Source organism: Pseudomonas peradeniyensis, assembly GCF_014268935.2.
Lineage (GTDB): Bacteria > Pseudomonadota > Gammaproteobacteria > Pseudomonadales > Pseudomonadaceae > Aquipseudomonas > Aquipseudomonas peradeniyensis.
In genome coordinates, this window is sequence record NZ_JABWRJ020000004.1 from 295,207 (window position 1) to 317,484 (window position 22,278).

At 66.5% G+C, this 22,278-nt stretch carries 21 protein-coding genes; 8 read left to right on the top strand and 13 right to left on the bottom strand.

The window, feature by feature from the left end; translation table 11 throughout:
* Positions 1-19: 19 nt before the first annotated feature.
* Positions 20-475: a DUF1842 domain-containing protein gene (locus HU751_RS21575; RefSeq protein ID WP_186733194.1), complete on the top strand. Its 456-nt coding sequence runs from the start codon at positions 20-22 to the stop codon at positions 473-475.
* A gap of 70 nt (positions 476-545) precedes the next feature.
* Here the strand turns inward: HU751_RS21575 and HU751_RS21580 are convergent, their stop codons facing one another.
* Together HU751_RS21580 and HU751_RS21585 are read right to left on the bottom strand one after the other, a co-directional pair.
* The gene (locus HU751_RS21580; protein WP_186733193.1) at positions 546-1,853 is read right to left on the bottom strand and encodes a serine/threonine transporter; all 1,308 of its coding nucleotides are present in this window, start codon (positions 1,851-1,853) and stop codon (positions 546-548) included.
* Positions 1,854-2,028: 175 nt separating this feature from the next.
* On the bottom strand, positions 2,029-3,405 hold the full coding sequence (locus HU751_RS21585) for an L-serine ammonia-lyase (RefSeq protein WP_186733192.1): 1,377 nt from the start codon (positions 3,403-3,405) through the stop codon (positions 2,029-2,031).
* Between the two features lie 146 nt (positions 3,406-3,551).
* Between HU751_RS21585 and HU751_RS21590 the strand changes: the two genes are divergently transcribed.
* Entirely contained in the window at positions 3,552-4,499 is a 948-nt protein-coding gene (locus HU751_RS21590; protein ID WP_186733191.1) for a LysR substrate-binding domain-containing protein, read from the top strand.
* A 24-nt stretch (positions 4,500-4,523) separates the two neighbouring features.
* Here the strand turns inward: HU751_RS21590 and HU751_RS21595 are convergent, their stop codons facing one another.
* Entirely contained in the window at positions 4,524-5,387 is an 864-nt protein-coding gene (locus HU751_RS21595) for a LysR family transcriptional regulator (protein WP_186733190.1), read from the bottom strand.
* Between the two features lie 205 nt (positions 5,388-5,592).
* Between HU751_RS21595 and HU751_RS21600 the strand changes: the two genes are divergently transcribed.
* Positions 5,593-6,585 carry an NAD(P)H-quinone oxidoreductase gene (locus HU751_RS21600; RefSeq protein WP_186733218.1) on the top strand — a complete coding sequence of 331 codons (993 nt, stop codon included), beginning with the start codon at positions 5,593-5,595 and terminating at the stop codon, positions 6,583-6,585.
* Position 6,586: 1 nt separating this feature from the next.
* Here HU751_RS21600 and HU751_RS21605 read toward each other — a convergent pair whose 3' ends face one another.
* The 8 genes from HU751_RS21605 to HU751_RS21640 form a co-directional block, all read right to left on the bottom strand.
* A complete protein-coding gene (locus HU751_RS21605; protein ID WP_186733189.1) occupies positions 6,587-7,288 on the bottom strand; it encodes a PA1136 family autoinducer-binding transcriptional regulator in 702 nt (233 codons plus the stop codon).
* 5 nt (positions 7,289-7,293) lie between these two features.
* Positions 7,294-8,148, bottom strand: a complete 855-nt coding sequence (gene hchA, locus HU751_RS21610) for a glyoxalase III HchA (protein WP_186733188.1) — start codon at positions 8,146-8,148, stop codon at positions 7,294-7,296.
* 157 nt (positions 8,149-8,305) lie between these two features.
* Positions 8,306-8,869, bottom strand: a complete 564-nt coding sequence (locus HU751_RS21615; RefSeq protein WP_186733187.1) for a nucleotidyltransferase family protein — start codon at positions 8,867-8,869, stop codon at positions 8,306-8,308.
* Positions 8,866-9,837: an XdhC family protein gene (locus HU751_RS21620; protein ID WP_186733186.1), complete on the bottom strand. Its 972-nt coding sequence runs from the start codon at positions 9,835-9,837 to the stop codon at positions 8,866-8,868. The genes HU751_RS21615 and HU751_RS21620 overlap by 4 nt, the downstream gene beginning before the upstream one ends.
* Before the next feature lie 3 nt (positions 9,838-9,840).
* Positions 9,841-11,052, bottom strand: a complete 1,212-nt coding sequence (locus HU751_RS21625; RefSeq protein ID WP_186733185.1) for a cytochrome c — start codon at positions 11,050-11,052, stop codon at positions 9,841-9,843.
* A gap of 2 nt (positions 11,053-11,054) precedes the next feature.
* A complete protein-coding gene (locus HU751_RS21630) occupies positions 11,055-11,594 on the bottom strand; it encodes a (2Fe-2S)-binding protein (protein WP_110738705.1) in 540 nt (179 codons plus the stop codon).
* Positions 11,587-14,418 carry a xanthine dehydrogenase family protein molybdopterin-binding subunit gene (locus HU751_RS21635; protein WP_186733184.1) on the bottom strand — a complete coding sequence of 944 codons (2,832 nt, stop codon included), beginning with the start codon at positions 14,416-14,418 and terminating at the stop codon, positions 11,587-11,589. Before HU751_RS21635 ends, HU751_RS21630 begins: the two co-directional genes overlap by 8 nt.
* A 362-nt stretch (positions 14,419-14,780) precedes the next feature.
* Positions 14,781-16,124 carry an OprD family porin gene (locus tag HU751_RS21640; RefSeq protein ID WP_186733183.1) on the bottom strand — a complete coding sequence of 448 codons (1,344 nt, stop codon included), beginning with the start codon at positions 16,122-16,124 and terminating at the stop codon, positions 14,781-14,783.
* A 279-nt stretch (positions 16,125-16,403) separates the two neighbouring features.
* Here HU751_RS21640 and HU751_RS21645 point away from each other — a divergent pair, with 279 nt between their 5' ends.
* Positions 16,404-16,727: a DUF2790 domain-containing protein gene (locus HU751_RS21645; RefSeq protein WP_186733182.1), complete on the top strand. Its 324-nt coding sequence runs from the start codon at positions 16,404-16,406 to the stop codon at positions 16,725-16,727.
* A 1-nt stretch (position 16,728) separates the two neighbouring features.
* On the opposite strand, the gene HU751_RS21650 is transcribed toward HU751_RS21645, so the two are convergent.
* Together HU751_RS21650 and HU751_RS21655 are read right to left on the bottom strand one after the other, a co-directional pair.
* Positions 16,729-17,883 carry a GGDEF domain-containing protein gene (locus tag HU751_RS21650; RefSeq protein ID WP_186733181.1) on the bottom strand — a complete coding sequence of 385 codons (1,155 nt, stop codon included), beginning with the start codon at positions 17,881-17,883 and terminating at the stop codon, positions 16,729-16,731.
* Positions 17,884-18,003: 120 nt separating this feature from the next.
* On the bottom strand, positions 18,004-18,888 hold the full coding sequence (locus HU751_RS21655) for a LysR substrate-binding domain-containing protein (RefSeq protein ID WP_186733180.1): 885 nt from the start codon (positions 18,886-18,888) through the stop codon (positions 18,004-18,006).
* 104 nt (positions 18,889-18,992) lie between these two features.
* On the opposite strand from HU751_RS21655, the gene HU751_RS21660 reads away from it, so the two are divergent.
* The 4 genes from HU751_RS21660 (at position 18,993) to HU751_RS21675 (ending at position 22,267) form a co-directional block, all read left to right on the top strand.
* Positions 18,993-19,949, top strand: a complete 957-nt coding sequence (locus HU751_RS21660) for a DMT family transporter (RefSeq protein WP_186733179.1) — start codon at positions 18,993-18,995, stop codon at positions 19,947-19,949.
* 141 nt (positions 19,950-20,090) lie between these two features.
* Positions 20,091-20,927: a glutathione-dependent disulfide-bond oxidoreductase gene (yghU, locus tag HU751_RS21665; protein ID WP_186733178.1), complete on the top strand. Its 837-nt coding sequence runs from the start codon at positions 20,091-20,093 to the stop codon at positions 20,925-20,927.
* A gap of 175 nt (positions 20,928-21,102) precedes the next feature.
* Entirely contained in the window at positions 21,103-21,666 is a 564-nt protein-coding gene (locus HU751_RS21670; RefSeq protein WP_186733217.1) for a hypothetical protein, read from the top strand.
* Between the two features lie 16 nt (positions 21,667-21,682).
* Positions 21,683-22,267: a hypothetical protein gene (locus HU751_RS21675; protein WP_186733177.1), complete on the top strand. Its 585-nt coding sequence runs from the start codon at positions 21,683-21,685 to the stop codon at positions 22,265-22,267.
* Positions 22,268-22,278: the final 11 nt, after the last annotated feature.

A 22,278-nucleotide genomic window follows, 5' to 3' on the forward strand; every position in this document is an offset into this window, starting at 1 on the left:
GCAGACAAGGAGAATCAGCATGTCCTTCGGACTTTTTCATACCCGCCTGAACGTCAGCAACGGGCTGCTCGGCGCACCGATCCTGACCCTCGACCTGCTGGTGAATACCGTGCAGAAGAAGGTCACCGGCAGGGCCTCCATCATCCAGGCCACGCATCCGGTCCAGGCATTCCACGCCAAGGTGTGGGGTGGCTACAGCGAGCTGCCGTTCGCGCCTTCAGGCAGCCCGTCGATCGTCCTGCACCTGGATGGCAGCCCAAGCGGCCCGCTCAGCCAGATCGCCCAGACTTTCCATCTGCAGGGTCTGCTCGACCAGGGCTGGAACCTCGGCACCGCCAGCTACCGCTACTTCAGCAACGGCCACTGGGTCGACCAGCATGGCCGCGTGCGCAAGGCGCCGGACATCACCCACCAGGACCAACCGCAACCAGCGGAACGCCTGAAGGCTGTGATCAAGCACCTGGAAAACGCCTGATCTGAACCGTCGCGGGGCCAGCCCGCTGCCACATCAAGGTGTGGAAGCGGGTTGGCCCTGCGATCATCGGTCAGGCCATGAAGCTATAGGCGATCGCCGACAGCGTGATCAGGCCGATCAAAACCACGAACACATTCGACAGCTTGCCCGAGTACTGACGCAACGCCGGTACCTTCTGCACCGCATACATCGGCATCAGGAACAGCAAGCAGGCGATCACCGGCCCACCCAGGCTTTCGATCAGCCCGAGAATACTCGGGTTGAGGGTTGCCACCGCCCAGCAGGTCACCAGCATGAACAACGCCGTGGCGCGCTCCAGACGCTTGGCCGGCCAGGTCTTGCCGCGTCCGCGCAGGCTCTTGACGATCATGCCCTGGAAGCCTTCGCTGGCACCGATGTAGTGACCGAGGAACGACTTGGTGATCGCCACCAGCGCGATCAGCGGCGCGACGAAGGCGATCACCGGGGTCTGGAAGTGGTTGGCCAGGTACGACAGGATCGAGATGTTCTGCGCCTTGGCCGCGGCCAGGTCGGCCGGGCTCAGGGCCAGCACGCAGCTGAAGCAGAAGAACATCACCGTCAGCACCATCATCACATGGGCGGTGGCCAGGGTGCGGCCGCTCTTGCGGTCGGCGTCAACACCATAGCGGTGTTTCTGGTCGACGGCGAACGCCGAGATGATCGGCGAGTGGTTGAACGAGAACACCATCACCGGAATCGCCAGCCACAGGGTCAGCAGCAGCTTGGAGGCGCTGATGCCCTCGTTGGCCTGGGCGAAGAACGCGCCGTTCCAGTTCGGGATCAGGCTCAGGGCCAGCAACAGCAACGAGGCAACGAAGGGATAGACCAGCACGCTCATGGCCTTGACGATGATCTGCTGGCCACAGCGCACCACGATCATCAGCCCGCAGATCAGCAGCAGGGCCAGCAGCGCCCGTGGCGGCGCGCCGATGTGCAGTTGGTGCTCGAAGAAGCTGGTCAGGGTGTTGGTCAATGCCACGCTGTAGACCAGCAGGATCGGGAAAATGGCGAAGAAGTACAGCAAGGTGATGAGCTTGCCGGCGCCGACGCCGAAGTGCTCTTCCACCACCTCGGTGATGTCCTCGTTGCCGCCCTTGCGCCCGGACAGCACGAAGCGGGTCAGCGCCCGGTGGGCGAAGAAGGTCATGGGGAATGCCAGCAGCGCCAGGATCAGCAGCGGCCAAAAGCCGCCGACCCCTGCGTTGATCGGCAGGAACAGGGTGCCGGCGCCGATCGCCGTGCCATACAGGCCCAGGGCCCAGGTGGTGTCGTGGCGGTTCCAGGTGGTCGAGCCGCTGGCCGAAGCCAGGGCAGCCGAATCCGCACGAACGCTCGTGGTGCTTTGTACATCAGTCATGGGTATCGCCTTGTAGTTGTTTTTGTCGCAGGTACAGCGGGTGTTGCAGGTTCAATCAGGTTTGTCGGGCACTTCGTGGGAGCGGGCTTGCCCCGCGATGACCAACGCCATCGCGGGGCAAGTCGCATCGGCGCATCGGCGCACCGCCGCTCCCACGAAGCCAAAGACTGGATTTTCAGCACTCGACGAACGCGACAGCCAGGCCGCCGCGGGAGGTTTCCTTGTAGTTGGCGTGCATGTCCGCACCCGTGTCGCGCATGGTGCGGATCACCCGGTCGAGGGAGATGAAGTGTTCGCCGTCGCCGCGCAAGGCCATCTGCACGGCGTTGATGGCCTTCACCGCGGCGATCGCGTTGCGCTCGATGCAGGGGATCTGTACCAGGCCACCGACCGGGTCGCAGGTCAGCCCGAGGTTGTGCTCAAGGGCAATCTCGGCAGCGTTTTCCAGCTGCGGCGGCGTGGCGCCAAGTACCTCGGCCAGGCCTGCGGCGGCCATCGAGCAGGCCGAGCCCACCTCGCCCTGGCAGCCCACTTCGGCACCGGAGATCGAGGCGTTCTTCTTGCAAAGGATACCCACTGCTGCTGCGGCCAGGAGGAACGCCACCACGTCGTCGTCGCAGGCACCGGGGTTGAACTTCATGTAGTAATGCAGCACCGCCGGAATGATCCCGGCCGCGCCGTTGGTGGGCGCGGTGACCATGCGCCCACCGGCGGCGTTCTCTTCGTTGACCGCCAGGGCGAACAGGTTGACCCACTCCATGGCGCTGAGTGTCGAGCCGATCACGTTGGGCTTGCCAACCTCCTGCAGGCTGCGGTGCAGGCGCGCCGCCCGGCGCTTGACCTTCAGCCCGCCGGGCAGGATGCCTTCGTTGCGCAGGCCGTTGTCGACGCACTCGCCCATCGCCGCCCAGATCTTCAGCAGGCCTTCGCGCACCTCGCTTTCCGGGCGCCAGGCGCATTCGTTGGCCAGCATCAGCTGGCTGACGCTCAGGCTATGGGCCTTGCACAGGGCCAGCAGCTCAGCGCCACTGGAGAACTCGTAGGGCAACTCGACCTGGCCTTCGCTGCCTTGTGGCGCGTCGATCTCATCTTGCTCGACGATGAAGCCGCCACCCACGGAGTAGTAGGTCTGGCTGAACTGGCTGCCCTGCCCGTCGAAGCTCTCCAGGGTCATCGCGTTGGGGTGATAGGCCAGGCTCTCGTCGAGCAGGCGCATGTCACGGCTGTACTGGAACTCGACCGGCTGGCTGCCATCGAGCATCAGGCACTGCTCCTGCATCAGCTGGTCGATGCGTGGCTCGATGCTGTGCGGGTCGATGCGGTCCGGCCACTGGCCCATCAACCCCAGTAGACAGGCGCGGTCCGTGGCGTGACCGACACCGGTGGCCGACAGCGAGCCATAGAGGCGCACCTCGACTCGCCGCACCTGCGCCAGCAGGCCGCGTTCACGCAGGGCCTGGGCGAAGGTCGCCGCGGCGCGCATGGGGCCGACGGTGTGGGAGCTGGACGGGCCGATGCCAATCTTGAAAAGGTCGAAAACACTGATAGCCATGCTAATGCCTGACCGTGACAACCCTTTACGATGTGTCACGGCTCTCTGGAAAATTTGAGCGGTATTGCCAAGTTGCGCGATACTGCCGCGCTCAGGCCAGCTTGACCAACGAAACTTCCTACATAAGCCTTTAGCAGGACTAAACGATGAAAGGTCCACTCAACGGCCAGGTGTTCGTCTGGCTGCACGTGTTCTCCTGTGCGGCACGGCACCTGTCGTTCACCCGCTGCGCCGAGGAGCTGCACATCACCCCTGGGGCCGTCAGCCAGCAGATGCGCCAACTCGAGGAACGCCTGGGCTTTCGCCTGTTCCTGCGCCGCGCCCGCGGCGTCGAGTTGTCCGCTGAAGGCCAGCGCCTGGCACAGACCGTGGCCGAGGCCTACGGCGGCATCGAGGCCGAGCTGCTGCGCCTGGATGCCGGCGAAATCCGCGGCACCCTGCGCCTGCGCTCGATCCCCTCGTTCCTGGCCAAGTGGCTGACCCCGCGCCTGCCGCGCTTCCAGCAGCGCTACCCGGACATCGAGCTGCGCCTGGTGGCCGAGGACAGCAACCAGGCGCTGCACCCGGAAGACTTCGACCTGGCCATCGACCTCAACGACGGCAGCTACCCGGGCATGCTTTCCACCCCGCTGCTGGACGAGCAGATCTTTCCGGTCTGCTCGCCGGCCCTGCTGCGCGGCCGCCCGCCGCTGCACGGCCCGGCGGACCTGGCCCACTACCCGCTGCTGCACGACATCACCGCCTGGCGCGGCAGCTCGGAATACGCCGAATGGGAGTTCTACCTCGACGGTATCGGCGCCGGCGGGCTGGACGTGCGCCGCGGGCACACCTTCAACCGCAACCACCTGACCATCGAGGCCGCCATCGCAGGGGTCGGCGTGGCCATCGCCCGGCGCACCCTGCTCAACGACGAGCTGGAACGCGGCGCGTTGATCGTGCCGTTCGGGGTGCCGATCGCCAACCACAAGCGTTATGTGCTGCTGTATCCGCCGGGCGGGCTGAGCCAGCCGGGAGCGCGTGCAGTGCATGACTGGCTGGTGGAAGAGGCCCAGGGTTTCCGCGCCTTGCATCCGCTGAAGCTGCCCGCCAGCTGAAGGCCTCCGGACAGAACCGCCCCTTCAATCGGCAAACGCCCGCACCAGATGCTCGATCACTGCCCGCACCCGCGCCGTGTGGCGCAGGTCGCGATGGGTGACCATCCATACCTCGTAGGGCTGGCTGCGCGCGCGCTGCGGCCAGACCCGCAGCAAGCCGTCGCGCTGCCCCAGCTCCACGGGAATCTCGCCCAGGCCCAACCCTTCGGCGATGCCCCGACGCAGCATCATGCTGGCATTGGCCGCCATCACCACCCTGCCCTCGCCCATGGGCACGTCCACCAGGGTCGGTACCCCGCGATCACGCCAGTACGGCTCGTACACCACCAGGTCGTGTCCGGCGAAACTGCCCTCCTGCGGCATGCCGCGACGCGCCAGATAGTCCGCCGAGGCGAACAGCCCCATCTGCCAGCTGGCCAGCTTGCGCAGCACCAGGTCGGGGTTGTCCGGGCGCTGGTTGCGGATGGCGATGTCGGTTTCGCGTTGCGACAGGTTGACGATCTCCGAGCTGCCGCTGAGCACGATGCGCACCTCGGGGTGGTCGTCGTGCAACCGGCGCAGCGCCGGGATGACGAACTCCAGCGCCAGGGAATCGGTGGTGGCGATCCGCACCTCGCCGGCCTGTTCGTTATCGCTGCCCCGGGTGCGACGGGCCAGCTCCAGGGCGGCCTGCTCCATCTTCTGCGCCAGCTCCACGGCCACTTCGCCGGTGGCGGTCAACTGGTAACCGGCGGGGGTGCGCAGGAACAGGGTCGCGCCAAGGTCGGCCTCCAGCGCCGCCACCCGCCGGCCCACGGTGGCCTGGTCGACGCGCAGCACCCGGGCGGCGCGGCGCAGGGTCTGTTCGCGGCTCAAGGCCAGCAGCATGCGGGCGTCATCCCAGTTCATTCGCTCACTCCATCACTCGTCGGGTAAACCCGCTCCCACAGGACAGGTACCGCGACAGAAATCTCACCTGAAGAAAATCTGCAAAGGTGCGTCGCAAAATCGCCGCGCGACCGCGCAGCGTGGGTTTCATACCCTGTGACGCACCGGGCCAAAACGGCCTTTCCTCAGAATGACAGAGGTCTTCATGCGTCACATCCCCACTCACATGGCCGCCATCGATATTACCCAACCTGGGGGCCCCGAGGTCCTGCAGGCCGCCACCCATGCCACGCCTCGACCAGGCCCCCGGGAGGTGCTGATCCAGGTCCATGCCGCCGGCGTCAACGGCCCCGACCTGCTGCAGCGCAAGGGCCTGTACGACCCGCCCGCCGGCGCGCCGGACATTCCGGGGCTGGAGATCGCCGGCAAGGTCGTGGCCACCGGTGAGCAGGTCCGCCACTTTGCCGTGGGCGATGCGGTGATCGCCCTGGTCCAGGGCGGCGGCTACGCCGAATACGCCGTGGCCGACGAGCGCACCACCGCGCACCTGCCGGATAACCTGTCGATGGTCGAGGGCGCCGCCTTGCCGGAAACCTTCATGACCGTCTGGGTCAACCTGTTCCAGCGTGGCGGCTTCAAGGCCGGTGAAAGCGTGTTGATCCACGGCGGCGCGTCCGGCATCGGCACCACCGCCACGCAACTGGCCCGGGCCCTGGGCGCGGCGAAGATCCTCACCACGGTCAATGGCGCCGGGCAACAGGCCGCCAGCTTCGAGCTGGGCGCCGACGTGGCCATCGACTACACCCGCGAGGACTTCGTCGAACAGGTCATGCTGCACACCGAGGGCAAGGGCGTGGACGTGATCGTCGACATCATCGCCGGTGACTATGTGGCCCGCAATTTCAAGGCCGCGGCCATGGATGGACGTATCGTGCAGATCGGCGTGGTCAAGGGCCCGGCCACCGAGGTCGACCTGTTTCCCCTGTTGACCAAGCGCCTGACCCATATCGGCTCGACTCTGCGCGCGCGCAGCGCCGACGACAAGGCGGCGATCCTCGCGGAACTGCAAGCCAAGGCCTGGCCCCATGTGCGCAGCGGCGCGGTCAAGCCGCTGGTCCACGCGACCTTCCCACTGGCGGCGGCCAGCCAGGCCCATGCCCTGATGGAGTCTGGCCGGCATATCGGCAAGGTGGTGTTGAAGGTTGCGCACAACGGCTGAGTCAGTCGAGCGCGCCGCTGCCCAGGGCGATCCTGATCGCCTGGGCGGTGGTGCTCACCCCCAGGCGCCTACGGGCGGCGCGCAGGTGGTTTTCCACGGTGCGCACCGACAGGCCCAGGGTGGCGGCGATATCCGCCTGGCGCTGCCCGGCGGCGGTCCAGGCCAGCACCTGGCGCTCACGCGCCGACAGCTGACCCTCGCCGGGCGGTGCCTCCAGTAGCCGCCGTGCACCGAGGAACGCTGCGTTGGCCAGCAGGCTCAGGGCCAGGCGCGCCGGCGCCGAAGCGTCGATGCGCACACCGCCCAGGCTCATCGCCCCCTCCAGGCCTGCCGGGCCGAACACCGGCACCTGCAGGCCATGGATACCCGGCCCGCAGGGTACCCGCACCAGCCGATAGCGTTCACCTTCGTCGCTCGGCTGCTTGCTCCAGAAGAACGCTTCACGGGCTGCCAGCAGATGGCGGGTCACCGGGCAATGGCGCACGTAGGTCCGGGCATCGACCGCCTGGTCGTCACCGAACCAGTCCCCTTCCACCCAGTGGATGCGCTCGACCACTTCGTCCCGCGCGGCGCTGGCGCTGAACAGCACGAAACGGTCATAACCCAGTGGCCGGGCGACGTTGCGCACGGCTGTCTGGATCGTCGCCAGGGCGGTGGCCTGCTCGATCTGCCGGACCGCCTGAACCACCTCGTCGAACGGCATACCCCTCACCCGCCGTTGGCCGCCTTGAGCAAGGCCGCGGCGGCCAGCTTGCCCAAGGCGTTGCCGGCCAGCGGGCTGTCGCCGGTGAGCAACCGACGGTCCTGGTGGACGGCGCCGGAGATGCCGTCGTTGACGATCTCGACGCCCTGGGCCTGCAGACGCTCGCCGAACTTCCAGGTCAGGTGACCGGGCATGTAGCCGATGTCCGGGGTCTTGGCATCCAGCTCATCGGGGAAGGCGCAGATCTTGTAGCCATCGAACAGTTTGCCGCCAGCCAGCAGCGCCGCCGGACCGTGGCACAGGGTGATGACGAACTTGTCGTGATCCGCCGCCCATTTCAGCACCTGGGCAACCTCTTGGCTTTCCGGCAGGCCGATCAACGCGCCGTGGCCACCGGGAATGAACACGCCGATGTAGTCCGAGTCGTCACCCAGGGCACTGTCGATCACCTCGGCGAGCTTGCGCGGCTGCTTGAAGGCGGGCTTGTAGCGCTCGAACAGGCCGAGCACCTGCTGGTCCTCGCGCGGCATGGCCCAGTATTCGAACTTGACCGGGTTGCCCGACAAGGTCGCGACGTCGAAGGCGAAGCCGGCCTTGTCCAGGTGGTACATGGGCAGCAGGGTTTCCACGGGATGGTTGCCGGTGGAGAACAGCGTGCCGTTGTCGGTGAGCAGGTAGCGCTCGTCGGCGCCGATCAGGAGGATTTTCCAGCGTCCGCCCTTGTAGGCGTCGGGGTAGTCGGCGCCGCTGAGGTCGGACTTGGGTGAGGTGAACTGGCTGAGGGAATACGGCGAGGGGAAGAAGGCGTTGTCCTCGGCCGGATCGGGGGTCGGGCGTTTGTCGTCGTTGTTGCTGGTCATGGCTGTGCTCCTGTGCCTGGGGGGGTAACCGGATCCATGCTAGGAGGCCACCGGATGAGCGGCAATGAGGGTTTTCCCTCAATGGCTGCCTGTGGCATCGGTACATCAGACCGCGCGGTCCTTGTGTAGGAGCGACCGCAAAATGGCCCGGGACAGTCTAGTCGAGCGCAGACGGCGTATCGACGTCGCGCACGACCCCGCCATCGTCCAGGTCCAGAACAACAACGCGATCGGCATGCTGCCGCAACACGGCGCGCGCCCCTTCATCACCGGACAACCCGCCGAGCTCGGCCCAGAACTCCCGCCCAAACAGCACCGGGTGCCCATTCTGAGCCTGATGACGCGGCACCACGATGACCGAAGGGCCAGCAGTTGCGATCAGACGCTGGAAAGTCGTGGGCAGAATCCACGGCATATCCCCCAACAGGATGGCGACCGCCTGTGCCTCGCTGTCCTCCAGCGATGCGGCGCCCGCCGCCAGGCTATGGCCCATGCCCAGCCCGGCATCGAGACTATGGACAACCCGACAGCCTGGCGGTAACCCCAGATCCTCGCCCCGCTCGCCAGCACGCAGCACCACGCGCACCTCGTCGAATGCCGCCTGGGCGCGCTCGACGCTGTGCTGCAACAGACTGCGACCATCGCCCAGTGCGGCCCAGCGCTTGTCCGCGCCGAAGCGCGAACCCTGGCCGGCCGCCAGCACCAGCGCGACGACGCTCACAAGGCCTCGCGGGCGATGCCGCTGCGGGTGCGCAAGATATCGGCGAGCACCGCCAGGGCGATCTCCGCCGGCGTCTTGCTGCCCAGGTTGAGGCCGATGGGGGCATGGATGCGCGCCATCTCGGCATCGCCGAGCCCGCCGATGCGGCGCAGGCGTTCACGGCGCTTGTCCGAGGTGGCTCGCGAGCCCATCACGCCAATGTAGAACGCTTCGGTGTGTACCGCTTCGAGCATGGCCAGGTCGTCGATCTTCGGGTCGTGGGTGAGCGCCACCACCGCCGTGTCGCGGTGGCAACCACCGTTGGCGATGAACAGCGAGGGCAGTTCCCGACGGATTTCTATCCCGTCGAGCACCACGTTGTCCATCACCTCGTCGCGAGGGTCGCACAGCACCACCTCGAAGCCCAGGCCCTTGCCGAACTCGGCGCAGAAGTGCGCGACGCTCGAGTAGCCGGCCAGCAACAGGCGTTGGGCGGCGCCGACGCGCAAGCGTACGGATTCGCCGCCCTGCTCCACCCGTGGCCCCTGGCTGTGGTCATCCAGCACGCGACGTTCGCCCGTGCGCAGGTTGACCTCGCGCAGCAGCCGGCGACGGCCGAGCAAGGCCGCCTCCAGCTCACCGAGGTGCGCCTGGGTCGCGCAGTCGCCCGGCAGGTTCTCCACCAGCACATCGAGGATGCCACCGCAGGGCAGTCGGATGTTGCCGCGGGTGTCGCTGCCGTCGCCGTAGCGCACCACGGCGACGGCCCCGGCGAACTCGCCGGCGGCGACGCGTTCGAGGAAGTCCTCCTCAACGCAACCACCGGACAGCGAGCCGACCCAGTGCCCCTGCTCGTTGACCGCCAGCAGCGAGCCCGGTGCGCGCGGCGCCGAGCCATAAGTGCAGAGCACCGTGCACAGCCACACGCGCAAGCCGTCACGCGACCACTGCGCCGCCTGGCGCACCACCTGCAGGTCGAGATGCTGCACCGGTCAGTCCACCTTCAGCTGGGCCAGCTGCTGGGTGGTCAGGTCGCCCGGCAGGCCGCCCCAGGCTTCGCGCAGGTAGTTGACCATGTCGGTCAGCTGCCGGTCGTCGAGCTTGTCGGCGAAGCCCGGCATCGGCTGCATGCGCTCGAAGCCAGTGAACTGCTGCTCGCGGATGCCGTCGACGATGGCCTTGACCAGGTTGCGCGAGTCGGCCTGGCGCAGCACGGTGTTGCCGCGCATGGCCACGGCGATGTGCGGCTTGCCCTCGCCCTCGACACCGTGGCAGCCGGCGCAGACGTTGAGGTACTGCTGGCGGCCGCGCTTGGCGCTCTCGCCCAGGGTCTCGTGGGCGACTGTCTGTACCACCTTGGCCGCCGGTGGCTGGTCGCCAAGCAGGTAGGTGGCCATGGCCGACAGGTCGCTGTCTTCCAGATGCTGGGTGCTGTGGTGCACCACCGGGTACATCTCGTTGAACATGCTGCCCTGGGCGCTGACACCGTGCTTGAGGAAGGTCGCCAGGTCCGCCTGGTTCCAGCCACGGTCGGCCAGGTCCTGGGCCAGCAGGCTCGGCGCCAGGTAGCCCAGCAGCAGGCCGCCGGTCAGGCGCTTGTCCTGCTGCAGCGCGCCAATCGGGTTGCGCGGGGTGTGGCACTCGCCGCAGTGGCCGAGCACCTCGACCATGTACTGGCCGCGCTTCCACGCCTCGCTGTTGCCCTTGCCCTCCTCCAGCTGCACGCTCTTGCCATACAGCAGGTTCCAGCCGATCAGGCCGGTGCGCACGTTGAACGGGAAGCTCAGGCTGGTTTCCGGGGCCGGACGGTTGATCGGCGCCACGCTCATCAGGTAGGCATGGATGGCGTCGGAGTCCTCGCGCTTGACCAGGTGGTACGAGGTGTACGGCATGGCCGGGTACAGGTTGGCACCGTCCTTGCGCTTGCCCTCGGTGAGGGCGGCGAAGAACTCGTCGCTGCTGTAGTTGCCGATACCGTACTGCTTGTCCGGGGTGATGTTGGTGCCGTAGATGGTGCCGAACGGCGAATGGATCGGCAGGCCGCCGGCATAGGGCGCGCCGCCTTCGGCGGTGTGGCAGGCCATGCAGTCGGCGGCGCGGGCGAGGTATTCGCCGCGCTTGATCAAGGCCTCGTCCGCCGCCTGGGCGTTGCAGGCGACCAGGGCGCCGATGGCCAGGGCCAGGCTGCTCAGAACACGCGTCATGCTCAACCCTCCTTGACCAGGCCGAGGTCACCCAGCACTTCGCGGGTCGCCTCGTAGTAGCGTACGTAACCGGTGCAACGGCACACATGGTGGCCGAGGCTGGCCTCGATGGCGCCCTCCAGCTCGCTCTGCTTCAACGGCTTGCGCTGGGCCTTTTCCACCAGCACCGTGGCGGCGTTGACGAAGCCCGGCGCGCAGTAGCTGCACTGGAAGGCGAAGCGGTCGACGAACTTCTGCTGGATCGGGTTCAGCTCGCCGGGGTTGCCGGCTTCGTCGAGCTTGGCGTGGCCTTCGATGGTGCGGACTTTCTTGCCCTCGAAGTAATGCGCGCCGGTGATGCAGGTGCGAACTTCCTCGCTGGTGCCGTCGGGGTTGTCGACGATCACCACGCAGGCATGGCAGATGCCCTGGCCGCAGCCCAGGCGGGAGCCTGTGAGGTTCTGGTATTCGTGCAGGAAGTCGATCATCGCCAGGTCATCGGGGACCACTTCGGTGACGACAGGTTGACCGTTGAGGGTCAGTTGCAGCTTGCGGTCAGCCATTGAGGGCCTCCTTGACTCGGGCGGGGGTGATGGGCAGGTCGCGTACGCGCTTGCCGATGGCGTGGGCCACGGCGTTGCCGATGGCGCCGACCACCGGGATCATCACCACTTCGGCGATACCCTTGGACGGGTCGGTCGGCGACAGCGGCGGCAGGATCTCCGAGGTCTGCTTCCACACCGCCACATGTTTGGCCATCGGCAGGCGATAACGGTTGAAGTTCCAGTCGCCCTCACCCGGGCCACCCTCGTACAGCGGCATTTCCTCCAGCAGCGCATGGCCGATGCCCATGGCGATACCGCCCTCGAGCTGGCCCTTGACCAGCTCCGGCACCAGCACCCGGCCGCACTCGACCCAGCTGTGGTGATTGAGCACCGTCACCTCGCCGCTGCCCTTGTTGACCTTGACCTCGACGATGGTCGCCACCGGGCTGTAGTAGGTGACCATGGCGTTGTTCAGCTGGGTGGCCGGGTATTCGGCGTTCTGCCGGTCGAGCAGGTGGAAGCCGGCGCTGTTCATCTGCGCCTTCTTCGCGTTCACCGCACCGTCGCCGTATTTCACCGCCACGGCATCGAGCGGCAGGCGCTCGCGCACGCCATCGATGACGAAGTCGGCCTCGGCCCAGCTCCAGCGGTTGAAGCCGTGCACGCTGACACCAGTGACCAGGCCCATTTCGTGGGCTTTCTTGGCCAGCGTGGCGAACGGGATCGGCGCCAGGCCGTTGCCGGTCAGTTCACCGTTGACCCACACCGCGTTCTCGCGACGCACCACCAGAGGGTTGGCCTGGCCGCCATACGGGCCCTGGCTCCACAGGGCCATGGCCGCCGGCCACAGGCCGTGGTTGAACAGCACGCGGGCCGCTTCGCGGGTGGCGTGGCTGAAGTAGAACGCCGAGTTGGTCGCCGACGACGGCGAAGCCAGCTTGCCGACCCAGCGCGGGTTGCGCAGCGCGGCGTCCTGCTCGGCCTGGCTGATCAGGTAGGGGTTGCCGCTGGTGCTCAGCGCCAGCTCCGGCCATTCGGTCTGGGCGGTCATGACCTCGTCGGCGACACGGCCGAGGAAGTCGCTGACCACCAGGGCCTGGGAGGTGGACATGCCAGTGCCCAGCTCGGTGCCGATATGGCGCAGGCTGATACGGCCATCGGCAGTGAACTCGACCGCCGCCATCGGCGCCTCGGAGCCGGTGCCGAAGTCTTTCTGGGTGATGGCAAAGCCCACGCCGTACCAGTTGTCGTGGTCCTTGGCGTCCTCGGCCTGCTTGCGCGCGTTGCGATTCTTCCACCAGTCGTGCGCGGCGGCCTTGTCGAGGATCTCGTGCAGGCGCAGGGCACCGGCGGGCACCGCGCCCTGGGTGTTCTTCATGCCCGACTTGAGCGCGTTCTTGCGGCGCAGCTCGATGGCGTCCACACCCAGGCGGTCAGCAATCTCGTCGACCATCATCTCGGTGGCGGCCATGCTCTGCAGGGTGCCGTAGCCGCGCATGGAGCCTGCCTCGACGCCACGGGAATGGTAGGCGGTCACCGACAGGTCGTTCTGCGGCATGTAGTAGATCGACTGCGCCGCGGTGGCGCCCACGGCGGCCACCGACGGGCTGTAGTTGATGCGCCCGCCGCCGTCGACGCTCATGTCGGCGCGGAAGATCTTGAAGCTCATGTCCTTCTTGTCGACGGCCAGCTGGTAGCGGATGTCGAACGGGTGGCGCTTGATGCCGCTCTGGAACTGCTCGTAGCGGTCGTTGGCCAGGCGAATCGGCACGCCCGCGCCGTACAGCGCGGCGACGGCGGCGTAGAACACGAAGATGTTGTTGTCCTTGGAGCCGTAGCCGACGGTATAGCCCGGGTGCATGTTCAGGTGCTTCAGGCCGAAGCGCGACGGCTTGATCATGTGCACGCATTCCTGCGCCACTTCGAACGGGCACTGGGTGGCCACGACGAAATGCAGGGTGCCGGTGGCCGGGTCGAACCAGCCGTTGCCGTTGTCCGGCTCGAGGGCCGCGGGCTCGATCGACGGAGTCTTGTAGCGCTCGTCGAACAGCAGCCAGTCTTCCGGCGGCTGCTTGAGCTGCTCGTCGATGCGCTGGGCGTAGAACATCCCCTGCTCGGTGAGGGTGCCGTGCTGCTTGGGCTCGGCGGTCCATACCGGCTTGCGCGCCAGGATGGTGGGAAACAGCATGGTGTTCTTCAGGCTCGAGTATTCGTCCTCGTCGAACGGCGTCTTGCCGCCCACGCGCACGAAACGGAAGCTGCCGTAGGGGTCGCGCTGGTACAGCGGGGCCTGGGCGCCGTAGCGGATCGCCTGGTCGTTGAATTGCAGCTTGAGCTTGGCCTTGCGGAAACGCTCGAAGTCGTTCCAGATCAGGATCGCCACCGGGTGGCCGATGAACATCGGCACCTGGCCCGGGGGCAGCAGCGGGTCCGGCGAATGGGCTTCGGGCCAGGCGATGCCGTCCTTCTTCAGGTCGTCGGCGGTGACGATGCGGTCCGGCTGCAGTTCGGCGCCCAGCAGCGACAGATCATGGCCTGCGTAGATGCGGTCGGCCTTGGTGGCCTTGAGCAGCATGGCGTGGCCCTGCTGCTGCGGCCAGCCGGGCATGTCCTTGGCGCGGATGTCGCGGGCGAACACCTTGTTGCCACAGACCTTGGACAGCGCGTCGTTACGGAAGCGCGCCTTGCCGTCGTGGTTCATCCACTTCTGCGGCGAGGTGGTGACCTTGTTTTCCATCAGGGCGGCGAAGGCCTGGCTGCCGAGCGGCGCCAGGGTCACGCCGACACCGGCGATCAGCCCGCCTTGCAGGAACGAGCGCCGGGAAATATCACGGTTGGACATGGTTGATCCTCTGGGTAGCTCTTGGGCTGCCCATGCTTTTTCTGGTGCTTGAGAAACTGGGAGGGCGCGCACGATCACAAAAACTGACTACGAAGTCAAGTTAACGATCGTAGGGTGCCTCTGCAAGTCAAGCAGACAACTTGTCGCGGGGTGGGACCTTCGATTGGATAGGGCCCATGGCGAGGGCAACCGAGGCATCGCTACTGCTTGGCACGGGCGTTGCCCGTGATCGCGGGACAAGCCCGCGCCTACAGGTGGGGGGGCGTAATAACGGGCAAAAAAGACGCCTCATCAGAGGCGCCAAGACATTCACCTGTAACCAAAGGAGCACGTGGGCTTCTCAAGGTGAACTCGGGAAATGCTCAGAGGATCGACAGTGGGTACTCGACGATCACCCGCACCTCGTCCAGGTCCGATTCGAAGGCCGTGGCCCGGGTGGTGGCCTGGCGCACGCGCAGCGACAGGTCCTTGGCCGCGCCGGTCTGCACCACGTACTTGACCTCGATGTCGCGCTCCCAGCGCTTCTGGTCGGTGAGCGGGTCACCGTTGTCGTCACGGCGCATGTAGTAGGCGTTGGCGTGGCTGTAGTCGGCGTCGCTGCCACGGCCGTAGCGGGTCATGAACGACAGCCCCGGCACACCGTAGGCGGCCATGTTCAGGTCGTAGCGCAGCATCCACGAGCGCTCCTTCGGCGAGTTGAAGTCGCTGTACTGGATGGAGTTGTCGAGGAAGATCGAGTCGGACTGGCGCAGGTAGTCGAAATCGTCGTCGCCGTTGTTGCGCTGGTGGGTCAGCGCGAGGGTGTGGGCGCCGTAGCGCACGCCGAGCTTGGCGCTCCAGATGTCGTTGTCGAACTGCCCCAGGCGCTGACGCCCTTCATCCTTGGCGTTGTAGAAATTGAACCCGCCGATCAGCGCCAGCTCATCCGACAACGGCCAGGTCACGCTGGTGCCGGCGTAGTACTGGTTCCACACATCCTTCAGGCGACTGCCGAACAGGCTCACGCTGACGTTTTCGTTGATCGCGTAGTCGCCGCCGCCGTAGGCGATCCATGGCGAGTCCACCGCGCCGCCGTAGAAGGTCACGAAGTTCTCGCGCAGGTCGCTGGACACCGGCTGGCTCATGGCGTGCAGGCGCCCGGCTTGCAGCGTCAGGCCTTGCAGGCTGGTGTTCTCCAGGGTCACCCCGCGAAAGCTTTCCGGCAGCAGCCGCGAGTCGCCGGCAGCGACCACCGGGTTGACCGGGAACACATCGCCCACCCGCAGCACGGTGTCGAACAGGCGCACCTTGGCCGCGCCGCCGACCTTGCTGTATTCGTCGCGGGCCTGGCCATCACGGTCCACCGGCAGCACGTCGAACGAACTGCGCCCGCCGTTGCGCCCGCCACCGGTGTCGAGCTTGAGCCCGAGCATGGCGAAGGCATCCACGCCGACACCCACCGTGCCCTGGGTGAAGCCGGATTCGAAGCGGGTGATGATGGCGTGGGCCCAGGCTTCGGAGTAGCCGTTGTCGCTGGCCTTGGCGGGGTTGTAGGTGGGCGCGCGACCGTCGCGATGGTCACGGTTGAAGTAGTAATTGCGGTTGAGCACGCTCAGGCGGCTGCCCTCGATGAACCCTTCCTGCTGCTCTTGCGCGGCCCAGGCCGAGGGGCCGAAGCCGGCCAGCGCCACCAGGGCGGCCAGGGAAAGTGTTGGATTGCTTGTCATCCGTTGCTCCTTCGATTGCGGCTGTTCTTGTTGTCGGGCCTTGGCGCTGGAGCGTCCCTGGTCTGGCCAGATGCGTGCGCACCCAGCCCCGTTGGCCGAGCCTGATGCTCGCCGCTGGCGGATAACGGGAAGGTGATGAGAGGATTACAATCGTGTCATTCGCGGCCGTGGAATCGGCATCCCCGGCCACCTTTCATATCTGTAACCCGGGCGTCATGCCGCTGTCGGCTGCCCGTCGCTAGCGTGGACTGCGAAACGAACCTTTCGGAGATACGCACCATGCTACGACCGACCCTGATAGCCGCCCTGCTGGCGCTTTCTCTTTCGGCCCAGGCCACGGGCTTTTCCAGGCTGGACAACGAGCAGCTGCTCGAGGACCACCAGCAGGCCGTGGCGGCCTACGCGGCGCAACGCGCCAAGCCGATGCCGGAGATCGTCGACTATCGCTATGGCATGAAGCTCGACGTCGCCCGCCTCGTGCGCCAGTCGGGCGACCCGCGCACCTGCGAAGTAGTGCCTCGGCTGATGACCTTCGAGGACAGCCAGGGCACCCTGCGCACCGTGCGTTACTCGGTGCAGTCGCAATGCATCAACAACAAGTAGCTCAGCCGCGCAGCCCGTCCACCAGCTGCAGGCTGTTGCGCCCGCCGCGCTTGGAGGCGTACAGCAGCACGTCACCCTGCTCGATCAGGGCCGCCAGGCTGGCCGGTGGCCGGTCGAACAGGTTGGCACCGATGCTCAGGGTCACCGCCTCGGGGGTGCGGAACGATTGCTCGGCTGTCGCCTGGAACTGCCGGCGCAAGGTATCGGCGAGCTGTTCAATGGCCTGGCGCGAAGCATCACCCAGCAGGATGACGAACTCGTCACCGCCCAGGCGCGCGGCGATCGCCCGCTCCGGCAGCAATGCCCGGATCATCTCGCTCAGGGCCACCAGCAAGCGGTCGCCGGCGGCGTGCCCGTGCAGGTCGTTGACCAGCTTGAAATGGTCGATGTCGATCAGCAACAGGGCGCCCGGACGTTGCGGCGAGACCTCCTTCAGCAGGTTCGCCGCCCGCACCTCCAGGGCGCGACGGTTGTACAGCGCAGTCAGCGGATCGCGCGCGGCCAGGCGCTCGATGCGCTCCTCGCGGCGGTAGCGCACGGTGCCGGTCATCGACAGGGCGATCAGCATGATCGCCATGGCGCCTTCCACCAGCGACGCCTGGATGATCTGCCCACGGAACGCCGTGAGGTCGATCAGCGTCCCCGGCAGCAGCGCCGGCAAGGTCTTGGCCAGGTAGAACAGGCCGTGCAGCAGCAGGATGTAGCGCAACTGCACCGCCCCCACGCTCAGGGACTTGCCGTGCGGGCGCAGCAACGCGCTGGCGTACAGGGTGAAGCCGGCGACCAGCAGCGAGTTGAGCACCAGGAAGGTCTTCGACCACATTGGCCATTGCGGCAGCAGCAACAGGCCCGACCAGAGCAGCGGCGCCAGGTAGCAGGCCCGTGACAGCCGCGTTTCGGTGAAGCGCGACACCCCCAGCAAAAACAGCCAGTGGGCGGCGACCAGCATGCCGTTGGCAAACCAGATGCCGACGAACAGATAACCGCTGCCACGCAGCAGGGCAAGCGAGGAGCCGACGCTGATGGTGGCGAAGCTGGCGCTCCAGCACAGCAAGGAGGACTCGCGCACGCTGATCCATTCCACGGCCAGGTACAAGGCGGCGACCGCGGCCAGGGCGATGGAGAGGGTCAGCAGGGTGGAAGCGTCGAACGCCATGGGTGGGGGTGGCCTGTGTATTACCGTTCAGAGCGCTGATTGTATGCGCTCGACGGCGTTTGCACAGGCACATTTGATATCCAAATGATGGCATTCTGACGAACACCCCATCCGTCCGCACTATTGCCCGGAAAGGAAGCTCACCAGCTGCCGCCCATGGGAGCTCAGCGCCTCCCAGCCACGGAAGCAGATGCGCAGTTCCAGGGTCGCCCAACGCTCCTCCAGCGCCACCCGGCGCACCGCCAGTTCCTGCTCGGCGCGCACCGCGGCGGTCTCGGGCAGCATCGCGATGCCGGCGTGATGGGCCACCAACTGCGCGATGGCTTCGAAGCTGGGGGCGCGCACCCGCACCTTCAGCGGCATGGCCAGGTTCATCGCCAGCTCCTCGACGAAACGCTGCATGGCGCGCTCGGCCGGCAGGCAGACGAAGGGAAACCCCAGGGCATCCGCCAGGCGCAGCTGGCCACGCCCGGCCAACGGGTGATCGAGCGGCACCAGCAGCACCAGGCGCTCGGTGCGAAACGGCAGCGACACCAGGCCATCGTTGACCAGGTTGCCGTCGTACACGCCGATCTCGCACTCCCCGGCCAGCACCACCCGCAGCACATCGATGCTCTTGTGCTCGACCAGTTGCAGGTCCACTTCCGGGTAGTCGGCCAGGAACGGCCCGAGCACCGCCGGCAGCAAGGTGCTGTTGGTCACCGTGGAGGCTGCCAGGTGCAGGGTGATGCGTCGCTGGCCGGCCAACTCGCCGAGGGTGTCGTGCAGTTTCTGCGCCTCGCCCAGCACGCCGCGTGCCGACTCCAGTACCAGGCGCCCGGCGGGGGTCAGCTGCATGCCGTCGGCCTTGCGCTGGAACAGGGTCAAGCCACAGCGCGCCTCGAACAGGCGCAGCCGGGTGCTGGCGGCCGAGACCGCTACCGGAAAGGTCGCCGCCGCCTTGCTCAAGCTGCCGGTCGCGGCGATGGCCGCGAGCAGGCGCAGGTCCGCCAGATCAAAGTGCATCGAGATTTCTCCAAATCAGAACGCCATGTTCGAGAAAAAGCGATTCTAGCCTGCCTGCGTTCTGCGCAGAATAAGCCACGCCCCCTTGCCGTCACGGACCTGTCATGACCCGCCTGCCCGCCCCGCTCCACCGCGCCCTTGCCAACGGCAGCCTGTATGCCGTGCTCGCGGCCCTGGGTTTCAGCTTCAAGGCCATCTTCGTCAAGCTCGCCTATGCCGCCGGCCCCGTGGACGCCATCAGCCTGCTGGCGTTGCGCATGGCCCTGTCGCTGCCGCTGTTCGCCTGGCTGGTGTGGGCCAGTCGCGGCCAGGGCGGTGCGCCACTGAGTGCCGGCGATGGCCTGCGAGTGGCCCTGCTCGGCCTGTTCGGCTACTACCTGGCCAGCCTGTTCGACTTCTACGGGCTGCAGTTCATCAGCGCCGGTCTCGAGCGCCTGATCCTGTTCACCTACCCGACCCTGGTGCTGGTGATCCAGGCCGTTGTTCAACGCGAACGCCCCACCCTGCGTACGTTGGCGGCCATGGGCCTGTGCTACCTGGGGTTGGGCATTGCCTTCGTGCATGACATCGGCAGCGCGGGCGCCGGCAACCAGGTGCTGGTCGGCTCGCTGTGGGTGTTCGCCAGCGCGGTGACCTATGCCCTTTACTATTCCGGCACCGGGATGATGCTCAAGCGCATGAACTCGATGCGCCTGGCCGGGCTGTGCGGCAGCGCCTCGTCGCTGATGGTGCTGGCCCATTACCTGCTGGTGGCGGATGTCGCGCCGTTGCTGCAGCTGCCCAGCGCGGTGTGGCTCAACGCGGCGCTGATGGCGTTGTTCTCCACGGTATTGCCGATCTACTGGGTGGCGCTGGCGATCCAGCGCATGGGCCCCACGCACACGGCGGCGGTGGGCAACCTGGGGCCGGTGCTGACCATGCTGGCGTCGTGGCTGATCCTCAGCGAGGCGGTTTCGCTGTACCAGGTGGCCGGGCTGGTCCTGGTGCTGTTCGGGGTGTCGCGGCTCAAGCCTGCGAAAAAGCCCGAGCCCCAGGCAGCAGCCCCTGCACGGTCCCTGTAGGAGCGGCCTTGCCGAGGCGTCCGACCGGTCCGACGCCTCGGCAAGGCCGCTCCTACAAAGAGCATGTCGCGCTTGTGACTATTGGCGAATCCATGGCATAGAAGGCTATCCACCCGTATCGCGCCATCCTGGAGACTCCCCATGAGCAAGCCCTACGTTCCGCCCAAGGTCTGGACCTTCGAGGCGCCCTCCGGCGGCCAGTTCGCCAGCATCAACCGCCCGGTGGCCGGCCCCACCCACGACAAGCCGCTGCCCACCGGCAAGCACCCGCTGCAGCTGTACTCCCTGGCCACGCCCAACGGCGTCAAGGTCACCATCCTCCTGGAAGAACTGCTGGCCCTCGGCCACGGCGGCGCCGAATACGACGCCTGGCTGATCCGCATCGGCGAGGGCGATCAGTTCGGCAGCGGCTTCGTGCAGGTCAATCCCAACTCGAAGATCCCCGCCCTGCTCGACCGCGGCGTCGAACCGCCGGTGCGGGTGTTCGAGTCCGGTTCGATCCTGCTGTACCTGGCGGAAAAGTTCGGCGCCTTCCTGCCCAAGGACCTGGCCACGCGTACCGAAACCCTCAACTGGTTGTTCTGGCAGATGGGCTCGGCGCCTTACCTGGGCGGTGGTTTCGGCCATTTCTACGTCTATGCGCCGGAAAAGTTCGAATACGCCATCAACCGCTTCACCATGGAAGCCAAGCGCCAGCTCGACGTACTCGACCGCCGCCTGGGCGAAAGCGCCTACCTGGGCGGACCCGAGTACAGCATCGCCGACATCGCCGTATGGCCCTGGTATGGCCAGCTGGTGCGCGGCAACCTGTACGGTGCGGCGGAGTTCCTCGCGGTGCACGAATACCCGAACGTGCAGCGCTGGGCCGAAGCCATTGCCCAGCGCCCGGCCGTACAACGCGGCACCCGGGTCAATCGAACCTGGGGCGACGAAGCCAGCCAGGTGGCGGAGCGCCATTCGGCGACGGACCTTGCCTGATATCGAATGAGGGTCGGTTGCCGGCCCTGCTTCCAGGGTGATATCAATTTAATGGCATCGCATCCTAAAGTTCCCTGCAACGCGGCCGTCATCCTGCTCAGATTTCAAACCTGCGCAAGGAAGTCCCACGTTGAACACACTGCTGCGAGCCGCCACCCTGGCGGCTCTGCTGTCCATGACCGGTTGCATTTCCTATAACGTCACCGGCCCCGTCGGCACCCCGCCACACCCTGCCACCGTCACCAGCCCACGCACCGCGCAGATTGCCGACGTGGTGGTGTCCGCCCCCGGCATCGACGAGGCCACGCGCACCACCATCAGCCGCTCGCTGACCAGCCAGCTCGGCCAGTACGTGGAAAAAGGCGGCTACTTCAAGGCAATCAGCGAGTACCCCACCCGCCTCGACGAGCAGGACGTGCTGCTGAAGTTCGACATGACCTCCCTCAAGGGCCGTCGCGCCCCGCATCCGGGCTATTTCCCCGGCGCCTTGCTGACGCTGACGCTGTGGATCTGGGTCAATGGCCCGATCTATGTCGACAGTTTCGATGTCGCCGGCGACCTGGTCATCGTCGACCGCAACGGTACCGAGCTGGCCAGGGCCAAGGACCAGGTCAAGCTCGAGCGCAATGTCGGCCTGTATGGCCGCGAATACTGGGCACCGACCATGGGTTCGAAACAGCTCAACCAGCTGGTGACCGAGCTGATGGATACCGCCACCGTGCAACTGGCCAAACGTTGAAAGAAGGGATCGCCCCATGAACGGCTTCAAACACCTGCTGCTGCTCGGCGCACTGCTGCTCGGCGGCTGCGTCTCCTACTCCACCGGCGACCTCGCCCCGGTCGGCACCTGGCCGCCAAAGGCCAGCGTCGAGGCGGTCAAGCCCAATGCCTACCTGCGCAACACGTCGCTCTTCAAGGCCAACAACAACCCGGCTACCGCCGCCGCCGGCGCGCAAGCGCAGATGTGGGAAAAGACCCTCACCGAGACTTACCAGGAGTCCGGACGCTTCACCCAGGTGACCACGCAGAAAGGCGCGGCCGACCTGTACGCCGAATCGACCCTGACCAACCATGAGCAGTTCGTCGTGGCCTCGGCGTTCATCACCGGCTTCACCTTCTTCATCGTGCCGTCGACCGCCAAGAACACCTTCACCCTGGAGACCGTGTTCAAGGACAAGGACGGCAAGGAAATCGGCCGCGTCAGCAAGAGCGAGTCGGTGCGCACCTGGATGCAACTGGTGCTGATCGTCGGCCTGCCATTCCAGGCCGATACCCGCGACGTGGTCCGCGAACTGGCCCGCAGCACCCTGGACGAGGCGGTACAGCGCAAGTTGCTGTAATCACCAAAGTC

What these genes read in the sequence shown, in the direction of transcription:
- HU751_RS21585 (WP_186733192.1), bottom strand. Translation starts at nt 3,405, where the DNA reads ATGGCTATCAGTGTTTTCGACCTTTTCAAGATTGGCATCGGCCCGTCC.
- HU751_RS21630 (WP_110738705.1), bottom strand. Translation starts at nt 11,594, where the DNA reads ATGGCTGACCGCAAGCTGCAACTGACCCTCAACGGTCAACCTGTCGTC.
- HU751_RS21670 (WP_186733217.1), top strand. Translation starts at nt 21,103, where the DNA reads ATGACCGGTTGCATTTCCTATAACGTCACCGGCCCCGTCGGCACCCCG.
- HU751_RS21590 (WP_186733191.1), top strand. Translation starts at nt 3,552, where the DNA reads ATGAAAGGTCCACTCAACGGCCAGGTGTTCGTCTGGCTGCACGTGTTC.
- hchA (WP_186733188.1), bottom strand. Translation starts at nt 8,148, where the DNA reads ATGACCAGCAACAACGACGACAAACGCCCGACCCCCGATCCGGCCGAG.
- HU751_RS21660 (WP_186733179.1), top strand. Translation starts at nt 18,993, where the DNA reads ATGACCCGCCTGCCCGCCCCGCTCCACCGCGCCCTTGCCAACGGCAGC.
- HU751_RS21625 (WP_186733185.1), bottom strand. Translation starts at nt 11,052, where the DNA reads ATGACGCGTGTTCTGAGCAGCCTGGCCCTGGCCATCGGCGCCCTGGTC.
- HU751_RS21645 (WP_186733182.1), top strand. Translation starts at nt 16,404, where the DNA reads ATGCTACGACCGACCCTGATAGCCGCCCTGCTGGCGCTTTCTCTTTCG.
- HU751_RS21640 (WP_186733183.1), bottom strand. Translation starts at nt 16,124, where the DNA reads ATGACAAGCAATCCAACACTTTCCCTGGCCGCCCTGGTGGCGCTGGCC.
- HU751_RS21600 (WP_186733218.1), top strand. Translation starts at nt 5,593, where the DNA reads ATGGCCGCCATCGATATTACCCAACCTGGGGGCCCCGAGGTCCTGCAG.
- yghU (WP_186733178.1), top strand. Translation starts at nt 20,091, where the DNA reads ATGAGCAAGCCCTACGTTCCGCCCAAGGTCTGGACCTTCGAGGCGCCC.
- HU751_RS21675 (WP_186733177.1), top strand. Translation starts at nt 21,683, where the DNA reads ATGAACGGCTTCAAACACCTGCTGCTGCTCGGCGCACTGCTGCTCGGC.
- HU751_RS21580 (WP_186733193.1), bottom strand. Translation starts at nt 1,853, where the DNA reads ATGACTGATGTACAAAGCACCACGAGCGTTCGTGCGGATTCGGCTGCC.
- HU751_RS21575 (WP_186733194.1), top strand. Translation starts at nt 20, where the DNA reads ATGTCCTTCGGACTTTTTCATACCCGCCTGAACGTCAGCAACGGGCTG.
- HU751_RS21655 (WP_186733180.1), bottom strand. Translation starts at nt 18,888, where the DNA reads ATGCACTTTGATCTGGCGGACCTGCGCCTGCTCGCGGCCATCGCCGCG.
- HU751_RS21595 (WP_186733190.1), bottom strand. Translation starts at nt 5,387, where the DNA reads ATGAACTGGGATGACGCCCGCATGCTGCTGGCCTTGAGCCGCGAACAG.
- HU751_RS21635 (WP_186733184.1), bottom strand. Translation starts at nt 14,418, where the DNA reads ATGTCCAACCGTGATATTTCCCGGCGCTCGTTCCTGCAAGGCGGGCTG.
- HU751_RS21605 (WP_186733189.1), bottom strand. Translation starts at nt 7,288, where the DNA reads ATGCCGTTCGACGAGGTGGTTCAGGCGGTCCGGCAGATCGAGCAGGCC.
- HU751_RS21650 (WP_186733181.1), bottom strand. Translation starts at nt 17,883, where the DNA reads ATGGCGTTCGACGCTTCCACCCTGCTGACCCTCTCCATCGCCCTGGCC.